Below are 16,402 nucleotides of genomic sequence, written 5' to 3'. Positions count from 1 at the left end.
AAATGACAGACGAAAAAGAACTTGAATCGACTGGAATACAGGTTGAACCTGTGGGCGAGGAAACGATGTCAAAACATATTGCCAAGCCTGTTGCAAAGCCTGCTTCTCATGCCACTACGCCTTCATCTCAAAAACCAAATTCCCCCTATCTACGTGCAGAAAACGAAGATGATGATGGATATGACCCATTTTCGGATAGGCCAGCTGAACCCGAGCCACTCTTCCAAAGTGATCCTTGGCATTAGTAGATGGGGATAGCCGTACACCGCCGTCTCTTTCAATGGGTTTGGTAACCCATGATAAAGAAGGACTTGCTTAGTGGACGCTGCTCAAGATGAGTTTGATGGCAAAAGCAATGACAGCCAACAAGGCCAGCACAATGAGCGTCATCGCAATGATTGAATTGCGGCGACGGGCTCGCTCACGCGATACAAAAATTGAGCGTCTGCCTTTGGGAATTTGTAAGTACTGACCATAATGTGAGTCACGCTTGAGTTTGCCAATATCAGCGCGCGAGCGTCGATAAGAACGGCCCGCAAAAGGCGTTGCCCCACTGACTGTGATATTTGAGTCGTGTGTATAACCGCTATTCCCACTAAAACCATCGTCTTGGCTCAGGTCGTCGATGGCATCCTGAGTGATATGAGGTTTGCGGGGACGAACATAGGCAGGGCGCGTAGGAGCCTGCTTGTTCGTTGCGGCAGGAGTGGGTGGCTGCTTGTCAGCAGGAGTGGATGTATTGGTGGGAATCTGTTCGAGGTCGCTCATATGCGTCCTTCTTGCTGTGAATTCCGATGTTGTCGAATCACCGTCATTCTAACGCAGTACCCAGTCTAAATTCCTGCTCTGCGTAAAGCTCTCACAAGATAGATTCTAATATCTGATATAGAAATACTTAGATTTATTGCGTATATGTAGATAAGAAAACCTTTGTCTATGTGTATAAAGAATTCCATTCTGGGAATACTTAATAGTGACAACCAAAGACACAGCAAGTGCTGCGTCGCACGTAAAAAAGGAGTGATTGTCATGACGAACATGATTCCTTACAACAATTACAACAGGCTTGCCCGCTCGATGTGGCCGTTTGGCGATTGGGATGAGCTCTTTAAGATGCCCACCATTTCCGATGACGGCGTGTTCAAGATGGACGTTGAGGATGCCGGCGAAGCGTATGTTGTAACTGCTCATGTACCTGGTGTAAAGAAGGACGAGGTGGATGTCGAGCTCAATGAAGGACGTCTCTCGGTTTCGGTAAACCATGTAGAGTCTGATGAGCAAAAGACCAAGAATTATCTGCACAAGGAAACCAGTGAGTGGCATGCAACCCGTGGAGTGTATCTTAAGGACGCAGCCACCTCAGGCATTAGCGCCAAGCTCGCTGAGGGTGTATTGACGATTAACGTGCCCAAGCAGGTCGAGCAAAACAACGTTACTAAGGTTTCGATTGACTAGATGTTGATTAGGTGCTGAATGTGGTAGGACGGCCCGAGATTTGGTCTCGGGCCGTTTTCTTATGCGTGGAGCTTTTTGTGCGCAATTAGTTCAGTAGACTAGGACTTCCACGCAAGGAAAGGTTGAGTTGATGCCAAGCGTTGCTAGTAGATATGCAGATATCACCCCAAGGCGGAGCGCTGCGCAAGGGGTAAATATGCCAATGGATGAGCTTAGTGATTTGAAGGCACCGGTGGTGCTCATGGTCTCGGGCGGTGCCGACTCGACAGCTTTGCTTGTGCTGGCGGCAAACTCCACTCTTGATATAGCTGATGGACGTGGCAAGGCGCATATTGCGCGTGAACGTCTGCATGTGCTGCATGTCAATCACCAATTGCGCGGTATTGACGCACAAGAGGATGAAGAGTTTGTTTGTGAGCTGGCTTTGCGCTACGGGATTCCTTGTACGGTGCGACGTGCTGATGTTGCAGCGCTAGCGGCGGCGGGCGATGGTAATGTAGAAAATGCGGGTCGCGAGTTGCGTTATGCGGCAGCAGCAGAGCTTGCCAATATGCTTTCGGATAAGGCGGGGACTCCTAGGTCGGCTGCTCGAATTTTGACAGCCCATACCGCAGATGACCGTGCTGAAACATTTTTTATGAATGCGTTGCGCGGGACGGGGCCTGCAGGCCTCGCATCTATCCCGCGTAGGCGTAATCACATCGTGCGTCCGTTGTTGGATTTTGAGCATGATGAGCTTTGCAATCTGCTGACTATGCGGGGGATTGTGTGGCGTGAGGATAAGACTAATTCTGACACACGCTATCTGCGCTCCTATGTACGGCACAAGCTATTGCCTGTGGCAAAGGAGCGGAATGCTCGCTTGAGTACTACTTTGTCTGCGACCTGCGATATTTTGTCTGATGAAGATGCATATTTGACCCAGCTGGCGGCGCGAGCTTTGCGCGAACTGACGCGTAGACAGGACGGAGGCATGATTGCGCTGGATGCAGGGAGACTCGCGGCATCTGAGGTGGTGATTGCGCGTCGTGTAGTCAAGCAGGTTATTGCGCGATTGGCACCGGGCGCACGTGTTGAAGCACGACATATTAATGCGCTTTTGCAGTTAGTTGCTGCGGGTAGTGGTTCTGTTCAGGTGGTAGAAGGCATTGACGCCCGCGTGGAATATGGTCTGCTATTTGTGAGAGCACGTCGTATAGAGGCGGCTGGTGAGCTTGCTGCATGGCTGGAGGTTCCTTCTCCGCATGTAATCACAACTGCCCCTGATGCGCGTGGTACCTTGAGCTTGTCAGGTGGGCGTACTTTGGTGGCTCGACTTGCCACAGTTCCGCGTGGTGCCGATCCTGTTGCATTAGCGCGCGCGCATGGTAAAGAATGGGCTGGTGCATCGGTACTGCTGGATGCTGTTGCCTGTGGGGTTGATCCCGAGCGAGGAGGACGTCTTTGGGTAGATGCACCGAGCGCAGGGGATGTACTTTGTCCTTTGGGAATGCATGGACAGTCAAAAAAACTTTCTGATTTGCTTAATGAAGCAAAAATTCCAGCTGCAGATCGCGCTGGTGTGCCGATTTTGCGTACGGGTCCGAGAGGACAGATTGTTTGGATTGCGGGTATACGGGCGGATGAACGTGTCCGTTGCACGTCTCATACGCGTGAGCTGCTAGAATTGGACATTATTGCAACAGAAGACTTGCCTGGCGGTCAGGTTTAGTGTGGCAGTACCACATGCCAAAGGAGGAAATCATGGCAGAGCAACATCCTGATATCGAGAGCGTTCTGCTTTCCGAGGATGATATTCGTAGTATCGTATCCCGCATGGGTGCCGAGATTACCAAGGACTATGAGGGCAAAAACCCCTTGTTGGTGGCTGTGCTGCGTGGAGCGGTTGTATTTACCGCTGATTTGATTCGCGCAATAGAGTGTCCGATGTCGGTCGACTTTATGGCTGTGTCAAGTTACGGCGATGGTGTGAAGTCCTCTGGTGTTGTGCGCATTGTTAAGGACCTCGATACCAAGATTGAAGGCCGTGATGTTCTCATTGTTGAGGATATTTTGGATTCTGGTTTGACGCTGAGTTACCTGATCCGTATGCTGCAGTCGCGCAATCCGGCATCAGTGCGTGTGGCTACCTTTGCGGTTAAGGATATTGAGGGCAAAAAGCCTGCGGTTGCTCCAACCTATGTAGGTACACATGTGCCCGATTCATTTATTGTTGGCTATGGTCTCGATTTTGCTGAGCGCTATCGCAACCTCCCTTATATTGGTGTGCTCAAACCCGAGGTTTATGGCGAGTAGCTTTACCATTGGGACGCGTCGGGACAAAGTTTCGAGCGCGTTTTAGTAAGGAGATTTATTCGTGTCAGAACATCATTTCCCTGACGATCCGCGTAAGCCAAGCCTTCCAGAAGATCCGTTTAATGGGATGCCTGACCCGCGTCATGGTCGTCGTATTAGTCCTGCGTATCTTATTGTTGCGTTGGCTTTTTGCGCGTATCTTGCCTTTGGTATGTTCAATAACCTAAGCTCTGCGGCAAAAGAAGAAACACTTTCTACCAGTCAGTTTGTGGCTGCGGTAAAGGAAGATCGTGTAGTTGAGGTTACCTACAAGACGGCGGACGGTAGTCTGACTGGTAAGTATCATTCCAACAAAAAGGTTAAAGGCAACACCAAGGAACTTAGCCAGTTTAAGAGCTACTACGTGGGTGCTGACAGCCTAGACAATCTGATGGAAAAGCATCCCAAAGTGGAGTTTAAGGTTGACACAAGGGATGACTCGCTGTTGCAGACGATTTTGGTGTCAGTGTTGCCAACGGTTGCGCTTGTGCTGGTTTTTGTGTACTTCATGAGGCAAATTGCCAGCCAGAATAGCAAGTCGATGCAATTTGGTCAGACCAAGGCACTCACTACGGAAGAGTCACGACCCAAGACAAAGTTTAGTGATGTAGCAGGCATTGATGAGGCTGTGGAGGAGCTCAAAGAGGTTCGCGATTTTCTCAAAGAGCCAGAACGTTATCAAAAAATGGGTGCCAAGATTCCCCATGGTGTACTGTTGGTTGGGCCTCCAGGAACGGGTAAGACCTTGCTTGCCAAGGCAGTTGCCGGTGAGGCGGGCGTACCTTTCTTCTCCATCTCAGGTTCGGACTTTGTTGAGATGTTTGTGGGTGTTGGCGCGAGCCGCGTGCGTGACTTGTTTAAACAAGCAAAAGCTGCAGCCCCTGCAATCGTATTCATCGACGAGATTGATGCTGTAGGACGTCAGCGCGGTGCTGGCTTGGGCGGCGGACACGACGAACGCGAGCAGACGTTAAATCAGCTGTTGGTGGCAATGGATGGCTTTGAGGACAATACCGCAGTTATTTTGATTGCTGCGACCAACCGTCCCGATGTCTTGGATCCAGCTTTGTTGCGTCCAGGTCGTTTTGACCGTACGGTGACGGTGGATAGGCCCGATGTACTTGGCCGCGAAAAAATTCTGCGTGTACATGGCGCTAATAAGCCCTTAGCTAAAGATGTTGATTACAAACGCATCGCAAAACTGACCCCCGGTTTTTCGGGTGCTGATTTGGCCAACCTTATGAATGAAGCTGCTCTGCTTGCTGCTCGCCTACACAAGGAGCAAATAAGTATGGCAGAAATTCAGGAAGCTATGGAACGCGTTATTGCTGGTCCTGAGCGCCGTACGCGTGTGATGACCGAACAAGAGCGTAAAACCATTGCTTATCATGAGTCTGGCCACGCACTGGTTGGTCACGTACTGGAAAACTCTAACCCCGTACACAAGATTACGATTATCCCCCGTGGTCAGGCGCTGGGTTATACGATGCAGCTTCCTGAGGAAGACCATTTCCTGCAGACGCGCAATGCCATGCTGGATGACTTGGCAACACTGCTTGGTGGCCGTACCGCTGAGGAGCTGTTTTGTGAGGACATTACGACAGGTGCTAGCAATGATATTGAACGTGCAACCAAGCTTGCGCGTAGCATGGTCACGCGTTATGGCATGAGTGACTCGCTCGGCATTCAGGTATTTGGTGAAGCCCAGCATGAGGTATTCCTTGGTCGAGATTTGGCTGACAAGCAGGACTACTCTGCGGAAACGGCTAAACGTATTGATGATGAGGTGGAACGCATCATGCGCGAAGCACATGATCGTGCAACCGCGGTACTGAGTGCTCGTCGCAAACAGATGGATCAAATGGCTGAGGTTTTGTTGGAGCGTGAAACAGTCGAGGGTCCCGTGCTGGATGCACTTTTGGCAGGGACTTGGGATGAATATTCCGCTCAGGAGGCTGCTGCCGCAAATTCTTCAATCCCTGGTCTTGATCTTGGACTCAGTACAGATTATCTTCTCGGATCCGAAAACAGCTCTTTGCTTGATGACAATACTCATGAGTAAAAAGATGGGTCCTGTCTCTGATGCGTAATTAGGCAGATGTGTATCAGAAGTAGTAGAAAACATCGCCCCCAGAAATCCGCAAGCTTTCTAACTGCGGATTTCTGGGGGTAGTTTTATTACGACAAAGAAAAGCATACTCATATCTAAGTAAGTAATCCCAGCTTCGTGAGGGTATTGAGCACAAGGCCAGGGCACATGGCAGTGCAAAGTAAAGAGACTACAATGGTAGTTACATGCGCCGTCAGAAGGGATTCGCATGACTATCAATCAACAAAGCTACTCGTTTGGTGCTTCCAAATCTTCCATCCGCGAAATTGCTGCATATGGTGCTGCCCGCAAGGCAAAGATTGGTGCCGAAAAAGTCTTTGATTTTTCGCTAGGCAACCCTTCAGTCCCCGCTCCAGTTGAGGTACGGGCATCAATTGAGCGTGCGCTCGAACTCCCAAGCATGCAGCTGCATGGTTATACTCCTGGTAACGGCCTGCTGTTTGTGCGCGAAAAAGTTGCTGAGTCCCTTGCGCGTCGCTACGAATGCACAGCGGATGCTGCTGATTTGTATCTAACCTGTGGTGCTGCAGCCTCAATAACACTGAGCTTGCATGCTGTGGTCAACGCTGGTGATGAGGTTATCGTCATCACTCCGTATTTTCCCGAATATCGCGTGTGGATTGAGACCGCAGGTGCTACTTGTATCGAGGTCCCTGCAAATCAAAAAAACTTCCAAATTGATACCGCGGCAGTTGAGGCAGCTATTACAGCTCGAACCAAAGCAATAATTATCAACTCACCCAATAATCCTGTGGGTTCAGTTTATTCTGCCAACAACCTTGCCGACCTCGCGGGTGTGCTCCAGCGCAAAGAGACGGAGTACGGCAGCACAATATATTTGATTTCTGATGAGCCTTATCGCGAAATTGTTTATGGTGCAATGGTACCTTGGGTTCCTGGCTATTATGAGCGCACCATTGTGGCATACAGCTATTCCAAAGCGTTATCACTGCCAGGTGAGCGTATTGGTTGGGTGTATGTGCCTCAGTCAAACCCTGATCACGATTATCTTGTGCCTGCAGTAGCGGGAGCTGGCCGTAAGTTGGGTTTTGTTTGCGCGCCAGCGCTTTTCCAGCGCGTGCTCGCAGATTGCGTTGAGCTGCCTGCAGATGTTGATGCTTATGCAAAAAATCGCGTTGCCCTTACCTCAGGTCTTTCCAAGCTGGGCTATCACTTTATTGAGCCACAAGGCGCTTTCTATCTATGGGTTCAGGCGCTAGAACCTGATGATGAAGCTTTCTTTGAGCGTGCAAAATCCTTTGAACTGTTGCCTGTGCCTTCCACTAGTTTTGGTTGCAAGGGCTGGGTGCGTTTAGGTTATTGCGTGAGCTATGAGACCATTGTTAATTCGATGCCTGCTTGGAAGCAGCTCAAGGAAAGTTACGAGCAGGACAGCTAAGTCAGCGATTGTCATTCGAGCAAGATAAGGGGTAAGTAAGTATGGTAGCTTCATCTACGCAGGAGCGACGCTATGCTTGTGATGCGCACACGCATACCGTCTACTCCCGTCATGCCTATTCGACAGTCGAGGAAAATGTGCGTGCGGCAGCCGATCGTGGCTTGGAGCTACTAGGCATCACTGAGCACTTTTCAGACATGCTGTTTGAGAGCCGTAATATCCGCAATTTTCAATATTTTGCTAATTTCCATTGCTGGCCGCGTGACTGGCATGGCGTGCGTTTGTTGCATGGTTGCGAGGCGGATATTGTTGATCTTGATGGTCACTTGTTTGGTTGGGATACGACCTATGACAAGAACATAGTTGACACTCCTATCAAGCCGATGACACTTAAGGAATATGCCTTTGAGGAGTGCGACTACGTTATCGCCAGTGTGCACGGCAAAGTCTTTACCGAAAATGCGAGCATCACACAGGCGACAGAAATGTACATACATGCACTTGAAGATCCCAAAGTCTTTATCTTGGGGCATACAGGTCGTTCAGGAGTGCCATTTGATATTGACGTGCTGCTAACAGTAGCACATGATTTGCACAAGGTAATTGAAATCAATGAGCATAGCTTTGCTTCGTATTACAACCCTAACGTGCGCAATAATTGTCGCAAGATCGCTGAGTGTTGCGCTGAGATGGGCGTGCAGATTGCTGTCAATACTGACGCACATATAGCTTATACCGTGGGTCGTCTGCAGCAGGCTCCCATGCTTTTAGATGAGATTGATTTTCCAGCTGAGTTGATTGCAACGCGTTCGGCCAAAGCCTTTGAGCAAGCATTGAGTGACGCGGGTCTTGCATTGGCGGGCACAATTATTCCGCCTGCATAAAGAGACTGGGGTCAACGCAGAGCCCTAAAAACAAACGACAAATTTGTCAGAGCAGGATTCAGGAAAAGTATATTTGGGGATTGTGGGGTAGTGAAGCTCGCAATCCCTGATTGCTCTTAACCCTCAATCGTGATGTCACCATCATCGCGAGGCAATGCGGCAGGTACAGGCTCGTCAATTGAGCCACGATAAAAACCTCCGACGAAGGCTTCGGTACGCATAACGTTGATTACTGCACGAGGATCGACTGTTCGGACGAGATGTATGATTTCGTCCTGCTCATATGCGGACACTACAGTAGTAATCATCCACATCTTTTTATGTGAATAACCACCGTAGCCATTCATTACGGAAGCGCCATGGCGATAGTGCGATTGGTAGGCAGTGAGAATCTGCATGGGTAGGCGAGTGGTAATTTGTAAAGTCACGCGTTCGTAGCGGTGATAAAAAGCCGAGATGGTATGAGTTGAAAGATACTGAAAAACGATGGACCATGCAGCGTTTTCCCAGCCGAAAAGCCATCCAAAAATCACCAACATAAGGCAATTACCTGCAAAAACATAAGACCAAATGGTCTTGCCGGTACGTTTTGCCACCATCATAGAAATAAAATCGGTACCGCCGGTAGATGCACCACCCTTAAGTGCGATTGCGATAGAAAGACCGTATAACACTCCGCCAAAAACAACATTGAGCACAGTTTCGTTCATCAATGGCTGAAAGTGCAACAACTGCAAAAACATTGACGCAAGTACGACTTGCATACTCGAAAAAATAACAAAACGATGTGAAATGTGTCGCCAGCATATAAGAGCAACGGGTATATTGAGCGCGATCATACCCACAAAAGTTGGAAAGGAAAAACCGCCCAAGGCAGCAATGCGGTCTATGAGAATTGCAAGTCCTGTAAAGCCGCTGGACAAGAGCTCCGAAGGGCGGATAAATACTTGCAATACAAAAGCCTGAAGCAGAGCAGAACATATAACGGCAATGCTGGTGACTATCCTGCGCACACTTCGGTAGCGCGCGAATTCCAGTGCCTTATCAGTGAGCTTACCGCTCAAGATTTCGTTCCTTTCTGTCGTCCTGCCTATAGCTGCTTTCGTCGAATGGTACCATGTTTCCATGCTAATAAATCGTGTTTCTCGGCGGCTGTTGGCTGCCCCTGAATTAAAACCTCTTTTGCAGGAGTTGTGCGCTGGTCAAGACGCGACGCTTGCGGTTGCGCAGTCTGCACGTCCATTGATGGTGGCAGCACTATGGGCGCAAAATCCAAGGCCCTGTCTTTTTGTAGTGCCAGGTGAGGATGCGGCTGATCTTGCCGCTCGTTCGCTTGCTGCTTGGTTGGGGCAAGAGCGTGTTTTGCGCTATCCCGATCGGCGTGATTACCCATGGTCTGACAAGCAACCCGATCAAGCAGTAATTGGGGCGCGCTGCCAAGCAGTAGCCAAACTTTCTGTGGGCGAGCAGGTTATTGTGGTGACGAGTGCTCATGCTTTACTTCGTCGTGTGCCACCGTATGGTTCGGATTATTTTGCGAGTGCAAGATTTGATATTGGCGATGAAGTTGAGTTTGGTGAGGCTACTCGCATTCTTGTAAGCATGGGTTATTCCGATGCTGGAGAAGCAGGGCAAGTTGATACTCCTGGTCTCTTTTATCCGCATGGTGATGCGATTGATGTGTTTCCAGCCCAGGCTACCAGCCCTGTTCGTATTGAGTTTTTTGGCGATGAGATTGACCGTGTGCGTCGCATGGTGGTCTCAACAGGTCAAACCATTGGCGAACTCGAAGGTGTAACGGTAGCACCCTGCCGTGAGCTGGCACTTACTGACCGTACGGTTGCCAATGCTAGCCGTGCACTCTATAACGCTGCGCAAGATTCAACCGATATTGCGGCTGACTTGGAGCTTATCCAGCAGCGTGCGGCTGATCCAACGCTTGAACGTTACCTGCCCCAGCTTTACGGCAAAACGAGCAGCCCGCTGGAGCACATGAGTAAAGATATGCTGGTTGTTCTTGCGGAGCCTCGTGCGTTGTTTGATGATTGTATGCGCAGCTATGAAGAGGTGAGCGCCACAGCCAATGCCAAGCGTATTGATATTTCCGAACTCTATACCGCGCCTCGTGACCTAGATTTTGGTAAGCAACAACGCTTGTCGCTCTCGTCCATCCTTCGTGCTGGGGGTACGGTAACCGCTCAGATTGAAGTTAAGCAGCCTAGCATTGCGGGCACAGATACGCGTTTGCTTGGCCGTGTTCGCGAGTTACTGAGTAACGGTAGTACTGTGCTTTTTGCTATGCCCGATCGTCGTGCACGCGAAGCATTGGAGCAGACCTTCTCAGCAGAGCATATTGCTTTTTGCGAAACACTTGGTGCCGATCCCGAAAATCAAGTGCCAATAGAGTCGCCTGATGCCAATGTGTCAGCCCGTCCGCTCAAAGCTGGCATGGTGAATTTTATTGATGCACCTGTGCCTGCAGGCGTTGTATTGCCTTCGGCTCGTCTCGCACTGCTTTCTGTGTCTGACTTAACTTCGCGTACAGCCAAGCGCAAACGCCATCGCAGTCGTCACATTGATCCTACAGAAGTGAGCTTTCCCTTTAAGCCGGGGGACTATGTGGTGCATGAAACTCATGGCGTTGCGCTTTTTGCTGCGATTGAGCGTAGAAGCGACTTTGGCGCACCATCGGATTTCTTCCGTCTGGAATATGCTGCGGGCGATTTGTTGTTTGTGCCTATAGAGCAGGCTGATCGTCTGACACGCTATGTGGGTGCAGACGGTGCTTCTCCGCGCTTGACAAGACTTAATACCGCCGACTGGAGTCGTGCGACAAACAAAGCGCGCGCTTCAGCAAAAAAGCTCGCCTTTGACTTGGTGGATCTTTATACGCGTCGTGCAACGGTGACGGGCTATTCCTTTGCACCAGATACGCCAGCGCAGCTGGATATGGAAGCAAATTTCCCCTATGAGCTGACGGACGATCAACAATCAGCCATCGCTGACATCAAAGCGGATATGGAGAGCAATCGTCCGATGGACCGCCTACTTTGTGGTGATGTAGGTTTTGGCAAAACTGAAGTTGCTTTGCGAGCTGCATTTAAGTGCTGCCAAGATGGCAAGCAGGTCATGGTGTTGTGTCCTACGACGATTTTGGCGCAACAGCACTACGAGACCTTCTTTGCTCGCTTTGCTCCCTTTGATCTTAATGTGCGTGTGCTGTCGCGCTTTGTGACGCCAGCAAAGACGCGTCGTGCAATAGCGGACTTTGCCGAGGGCAAGGTTAACGTGCTCATTGGTACGCATCGCCTGCTATCGGCAGATGTTAATCCCCATGATTTAGGCCTTGTCATCATTGACGAGGAGCAGCGTTTTGGTGTCCAACATAAAGAGCAGCTCAAAAACCTACGAGAGCAAGTTGATGTGCTCACTCTTTCGGCTACGCCTATTCCACGTACGATGCAAATGGCGATGAGCGGCGTGCGTGATATGAGTCTTATCATGACGCCTCCTCCTGGTAGACTGCCGGTTATTGTGACGGTAGGGGAGTATGATCCCAATGTGGTGTCAGCGGCGATACGTGAGGAAATGGCACGCAAGGGACAGGTATATTACGTATCAAATCGCGTGCATACTATTGGCGATGCGGTTGCTCGTGTGATGGAAGCGGCGCCCGAGGCGCGCATTGGTGTGGCGCACGGCAAGATGACATCTTCTAAGGTTGAGGATGTCATGATGGAGTTTGAAGCGCATGACATCGATGTTCTTATCGCGACAACTATCATTGAGAGCGGTATCGACAATCCACATACCAACACCTTGATTATTGAAGACTCACAGCGCTTGGGTTTGGCGCAGTTATACCAGCTCAAGGGCCGTGTTGGGCGTGGGCATACTCAGGCTTATGCCTACTTTATGTTCCCGCCCGAGCAGCCTCTAACCCCCGAGGCAACTGACCGCCTAACTGCAATCCATGAGTATCAAGAACTTGGTAGCGGCATGAAAATTGCTATGCGTGACTTGGAGATTCGCGGTGCGGGGTCACTTGTGGGTGCAGAGCAGCATGGTAATTTATCGAGCGTTGGTTTTGACCTCTTTACGCAGATGCTCGGTCAGGCCGTTGCTGAAGCGCGGGGTGAGACGAGCGAAGAGAATCTTGCTCAATCCGAAGTTGCTATCAATTTGCCTGCGGATTACTTCTTGGCGGAAGAATATTTGCCTGAGGTTGATCGTCGTGTACTGACCTACCGTAAACTGGCAGGCGCCGAAGAATTGGCTGAGGTCGATAAGCTGCAAATTGAGCTTGAGGGACGCTATGGTGCAATGCCTGTGGCCGCGAGAAATCTTTTTGACCGTGCACGCATTCGTATCCGTGCGTCGCGTTTGGGCGTAACGTCAGTTTCTTTGGCAGCAAGCAAGCTGACTTATATCGGTATCAAGCTGAGCCGCGAAATGTCACTGCGGGTGCGTGAGTGTCGCGGACTGTATTATCCCCAGACGAACAAACTCGTCTACCCCTTCCACGAGTCGGAAGAACAGGTTATGCCTGCTGCACTCGGTGTACTTGAAGCGGTTGGTGGCAATGATGACGTAGAAGAAGACGAGCAATAGCGTCGCGTAACGTATCTGCATATAGAGAGGTAGCTATGACAAAGCAACACAGAGAGGGTGTGCAAAGATCCACTCGTATCGCTGACGATAGTGCTGGTCTTGCAAAGACTATTGATGAACAGATTGCCAGACGCGAAGGTGCTCCCATGACACATCCACAATTCGACCGTCTTGTGCGCATGATTTGGCGATTGCGCCAGCCCGATGGTTGTCCTTGGGATAAGGTGCAAACGCATCATTCCATCACGCGCAATATGATCGAAGAAGCTTACGAGGCAGTGCAATGCATCGAGGATGATGATGAGCTTCATCTGCGCGAGGAGCTGGGAGATGTGCTCGAACAAGTTTTGCTTCACGCACAGATTGCAGCGGACGGTGGTGTATCGGGCGGTAGTAGCGGCCTTTTTGATATTGATGATGTATGTCGTGAGCTCAACGAAAAACTAATACGCCGTCATCCTCATGTTTTTGGCGACCCGTCAGCACTGGGTGCGGTGGATTCTGCAGGAAAGGTACTCGATATCTGGGATCGTGTAAAGCAAGATGAACGAGCAGCAGCCAGGGAGGCTGACGCGAAGCAAGGCCTCCTTGACTCTGTGCCGATGAGCTTACCGGCACTTGCGCAAGCTCAAAAGATCTCAAAACGAGCGGCAAAGGCTGGCTTTGAGTGGAACGATTTGGCAGGCGTCTGGAATAAGGTAGCTGAAGAGCGTGCAGAGTTTGAGGCGGAAGAGCAGGGGAGCGAAGCTGCTGCTGAGGAATTTGGCGATTTGCTTTTTGCGTTGGTAAACGTTGCGCGTTGGCAGGGTATTGATGCTGAGTCAGCACTTGCCGCTTCCAATCGCAAGTTTCGCCGTCGCTGGGCTCGCATGGAAGAACTTGCGACAGCTAATGACAAGGATATTTCTGAGCTTTCTGCTGCTCAACTTGAGGATCTTTGGTTGCAGAGCAAACAAGAAGAGCGCACATAGTATGGCTTTCCTTTGTCATATTGTGACGATTGATTTGGTGTGAGCTTGGAAAAATGGTCTAGTCTTTCAACTTTGTCACAATACGGCGTGTGGCTGCGGCATAATGAACATATCGCGAGTTACGAATTTCGCGACGGCTGGTCAAATACGATGCAGAAACGAAGCAGCAGACATGAGCCAGGGCAATATCGAGCTACCCGGATTGCGTTACAGCAGTTCGAATCCCTACGAGCGTGATCGCGCGCGCCGTGCAGCGGCGAAGCGCGAGGCTGAGTCTGAAAAAACCCCTACATGTAACAATCCAATCTCGCCAGACGAACTTCCGCCCGAGGGGCCACGTCGTATTTTGCCTGGTGAGGTTATTAATACACCCCAGCCAAAACGCTCCAAACGCTCTGGTGCGGATTTTAGACCCTCTCTTCCGTTTCACAAACACAAGACTGATGCTACTCATTCGGATGTTGCAGGCGTTAGTGCCAAGGTCGATAAGCATGCGCCTGCGCGTCGTAGCGCTAAGGCAGAGGAGAGCATTCGGCAAGAAAAGTGCAAAGAACGCGCTCGCGTAAGCCAGAGTATTCCTGCGCGCATTGTTGGTTTTGTGACGGCAACGCCAGGGCGTATTAAAGGATGTATTGCGCTTGCAATCGTGGTCTTGCTTTTCTTTGCGATGTATCCTCCCTTGCGCGATTATTATGTGGCCTGTCGAACTCAGGAGGATCTCAAAACACAGTACGCTCAGCTCAAAGATAAAAATGGTGAGTTGTTGAGTGATATTGAGCGCCTACAAACGAGCGAAGGTATTGAGGACGAAGCGCGCAAACGCGGCTATGTCAATCAGGGCGAGACGGGCGTTGTGGTTGAGGGCTTGGATGGCAGTGGCGATAGCAAAAAAAGCAACGAGACCGTAAGTGCACAGGATGCGCGCAAGCCAACTGAGGAGACCAAAACCATCAATACGGGGTCTTTTCAGCAAAAACTTCTCGACTTTATCTTCCAGTATCACAGGGAGGATTTAGGTTAATGGCTACAGATGGGGATACTGCTGATCGCCTGTTGGCAGTTATTGATATCGGTACGGTGACAGCGCGTCTGGCTTTGTCTCGAGTGCACAAGGGGCGTGTAGTGTCGCTCACCAAGCAATCTACCATTGTCAACCTTGGTATGGGAGTGGATAAGACAGGTAGGCTAGATTCTGCAGCCATCAATCATGTAAGTGAGTGTATTGCTGCTTATGTTGCGACAGCTCAAGAGGCTGGGGCAGAGTGTGCGGTGTGCACACTTACGAGTGCCGCTCGTGATGCGGACAACTCTGACGAGCTGCTGAACCGTCTACAGGCCTTGGGTCTTCTTCCTCAAGTGATTCCCGGTGAAGTTGAAGGGCAACTGACCTTCTTGGGTGTTGCTCAGGATTTTTTTGCTCACAAATTATTGGTAGCAGATAATGGCGGTGGCTCAACCGAGCTTGCTTGGGGAGTGTTGTCGGCAGCGGGACTTGATATGGGGCTGGTGCGCTCGACCAACGTGGGCTGTCGTAGATTGACCGACCGCTATTTTTCCCAGCATGAGCCAGCTCGTATGGAGGATTTGCGTGCAGCGCATGAGTTTGCCGCAGAACAATTTGCACCCGTAATTGCAGAGGCACATACCTTACATTTGCAGGTAGAAAAATTGCTTGCTTGTGGTGGTACGGCGACTTCGCTTGTGGCAATGACGCTTGAATTGGAACCCTATGATAGCGCGCGCGTGCATTTGGGTGAGCTTGGCTATCAGCAGGTTTGTGCTTTAGAGGAAAAACTTGCAGGCCTGACTGTGGAAGAGCGAGCACAGCTTCCTGGTCTGCAAACAAAGCGTGCGCCAGTTATTCTTGCGGGCAGCGTTGCTATAAGCGAGCTGATGAAACAGACGGGCTGTGAGACATTGACAGTAAGTGAATCAGATTTGCTTGTTGGCATGTCCTTGACGCTAGACGCAGCTATTCGAGAAGAGACGACAGCTGTGGGTTGGAGACCCAACTTTACTCATTTCGGTTGATTTCCGATCTCAGCCGAACACATTGAGCGGATAGGCCATTCCCGCAGTTAGCCGAACGCCCCCGAGGCCCCTCCCAGGCCCCGGGGGCGGCATTTTCCCAGCTGAAGGAACGGTGGAGATGTGTTTCGATGGGTCCGGTGGCCATGCTCCGCCCTCCGCCCGGCACCTCTTCCCGGACTCAGCCGGACGGTCGGTCCGTCTATTCCGTTTTTCCCTTTAGGCTAGGACAGCGGGGCATCGCCCCCCCCTCTGCGCGCGCCCGCTCTATCAGCCCCGGCGTCAGGTCGAGCTCGCCGAGCGGCGCGTCCTCCACGCCGTAGGCGTCCGGCAGCGCCGCCGCGTCGTCCCCGAGCATCGCCCTGAAGGCGCGGGCGGGCGTCGTGAAGCCGAGCGCGCCGCGGGGCTCGGAGTTCACGTGCGACATCGCGAGCGCCAGGTCGGCCGGGGAGAGCCGGTCGAACCTGAGGCCGGCGCCCTTGGGCGGCAGCTTCCTTATCTCGACGTGGTTGCGCTCGCAGGCGCCCTTCTGGTCGCTTCGCCTGGGGTCGCAGTGGAACGGCCCCGTCTCGCCGGGCCCCTCGCCGACGGGGCCGCGACCGCGCCCCCG

The 16,402-nt window shown here is 51.2% G+C and carries 13 protein-coding genes and 1 pseudogene; 11 read left to right on the top strand and 3 right to left on the bottom strand.

The window, feature by feature from the left end; genetic code table 11:
- Positions 1-2 precede the first annotated feature (2 nt).
- Positions 3-245 (top strand): hypothetical protein, encoded by a 243-nt coding sequence (locus HMPREF9069_RS00700; RefSeq protein ID WP_021625157.1) that lies wholly within the window; start codon positions 3-5, stop codon positions 243-245.
- 70 nt (positions 246-315) lie between these two features.
- Here HMPREF9069_RS00700 and HMPREF9069_RS00695 read toward each other — a convergent pair whose 3' ends face one another.
- Positions 316-768 carry a hypothetical protein gene (locus HMPREF9069_RS00695; protein ID WP_021625156.1) on the bottom strand — a complete coding sequence of 151 codons (453 nt, stop codon included), beginning with the start codon at positions 766-768 and terminating at the stop codon, positions 316-318.
- A gap of 261 nt (positions 769-1,029) precedes the next feature.
- Here HMPREF9069_RS00695 and HMPREF9069_RS00690 point away from each other — a divergent pair, with 261 nt between their 5' ends.
- The 6 genes from HMPREF9069_RS00690 to HMPREF9069_RS00665 all read left to right on the top strand — a co-directional run bounded on the left by HMPREF9069_RS00690 (position 1,030) and on the right by HMPREF9069_RS00665 (position 8,182).
- On the top strand, positions 1,030-1,455 hold the full coding sequence (locus HMPREF9069_RS00690; protein ID WP_035437894.1) for an Hsp20 family protein: 426 nt from the start codon (positions 1,030-1,032) through the stop codon (positions 1,453-1,455).
- A gap of 196 nt (positions 1,456-1,651) precedes the next feature.
- Positions 1,652-3,166, top strand: a complete 1,515-nt coding sequence (gene tilS / locus HMPREF9069_RS00685) for a tRNA lysidine(34) synthetase TilS (RefSeq protein WP_232204010.1) — start codon at positions 1,652-1,654, stop codon at positions 3,164-3,166.
- A gap of 32 nt (positions 3,167-3,198) precedes the next feature.
- Entirely contained in the window at positions 3,199-3,750 is a 552-nt protein-coding gene (hpt, locus tag HMPREF9069_RS00680) for a hypoxanthine phosphoribosyltransferase (RefSeq protein ID WP_035437892.1), read from the top strand.
- A gap of 127 nt (positions 3,751-3,877) precedes the next feature.
- On the top strand, positions 3,878-5,851 hold the full coding sequence (gene ftsH, locus HMPREF9069_RS00675; RefSeq protein ID WP_021625152.1) for an ATP-dependent zinc metalloprotease FtsH: 1,974 nt from the start codon (positions 3,878-3,880) through the stop codon (positions 5,849-5,851).
- Positions 5,852-6,107: 256 nt separating this feature from the next.
- A complete protein-coding gene (locus tag HMPREF9069_RS00670) occupies positions 6,108-7,298 on the top strand; it encodes a pyridoxal phosphate-dependent aminotransferase (RefSeq protein WP_021625151.1) in 1,191 nt (396 codons plus the stop codon).
- 41 nt (positions 7,299-7,339) lie between these two features.
- Positions 7,340-8,182: a phosphatase gene (locus HMPREF9069_RS00665; protein WP_021625150.1), complete on the top strand. Its 843-nt coding sequence runs from the start codon at positions 7,340-7,342 to the stop codon at positions 8,180-8,182.
- 116 nt (positions 8,183-8,298) lie between these two features.
- Here HMPREF9069_RS00665 and HMPREF9069_RS00660 read toward each other — a convergent pair whose 3' ends face one another.
- Positions 8,299-9,246, bottom strand: a complete 948-nt coding sequence (locus HMPREF9069_RS00660; protein WP_232204009.1) for a YitT family protein — start codon at positions 9,244-9,246, stop codon at positions 8,299-8,301.
- Positions 9,247-9,307: 61 nt separating this feature from the next.
- Between HMPREF9069_RS00660 and mfd the strand changes: the two genes are divergently transcribed.
- The 4 genes from mfd (at position 9,308) to HMPREF9069_RS00640 (ending at position 15,795) form a co-directional block, all read left to right on the top strand.
- Positions 9,308-12,793 carry a transcription-repair coupling factor gene (mfd, locus tag HMPREF9069_RS00655; RefSeq protein WP_021625148.1) on the top strand — a complete coding sequence of 1,162 codons (3,486 nt, stop codon included), beginning with the start codon at positions 9,308-9,310 and terminating at the stop codon, positions 12,791-12,793.
- A 35-nt stretch (positions 12,794-12,828) separates the two neighbouring features.
- The gene (gene mazG / locus HMPREF9069_RS00650; protein ID WP_021625147.1) at positions 12,829-13,764 is read left to right on the top strand and encodes a nucleoside triphosphate pyrophosphohydrolase; all 936 of its coding nucleotides are present in this window, start codon (positions 12,829-12,831) and stop codon (positions 13,762-13,764) included.
- A gap of 172 nt (positions 13,765-13,936) precedes the next feature.
- Complete coding sequence (locus HMPREF9069_RS00645) at positions 13,937-14,785, top strand: FtsB family cell division protein (RefSeq protein WP_035437890.1); 849 nt, start codon at positions 13,937-13,939, stop codon at positions 14,783-14,785.
- Positions 14,785-15,795 carry a Ppx/GppA phosphatase family protein gene (locus tag HMPREF9069_RS00640; protein ID WP_021625145.1) on the top strand — a complete coding sequence of 337 codons (1,011 nt, stop codon included), beginning with the start codon at positions 14,785-14,787 and terminating at the stop codon, positions 15,793-15,795. Before HMPREF9069_RS00645 ends, HMPREF9069_RS00640 begins: the two co-directional genes overlap by 1 nt.
- A 199-nt stretch (positions 15,796-15,994) precedes the next feature.
- Here HMPREF9069_RS00640 and HMPREF9069_RS09355 read toward each other — a convergent pair.
- Positions 15,995-16,402, bottom strand: a pseudogene (locus HMPREF9069_RS09355) (hypothetical protein); the annotation flags it as partial.

The sequence above is a fragment of the Atopobium sp. oral taxon 810 str. F0209 genome (assembly GCF_000466405.1).
GTDB lineage: Bacteria > Actinomycetota > Coriobacteriia > Coriobacteriales > Atopobiaceae > Olegusella.
Note: the sequence above shows the minus strand (reverse complement) of the source record. Positions and strands in the feature narration are given on the sequence as shown.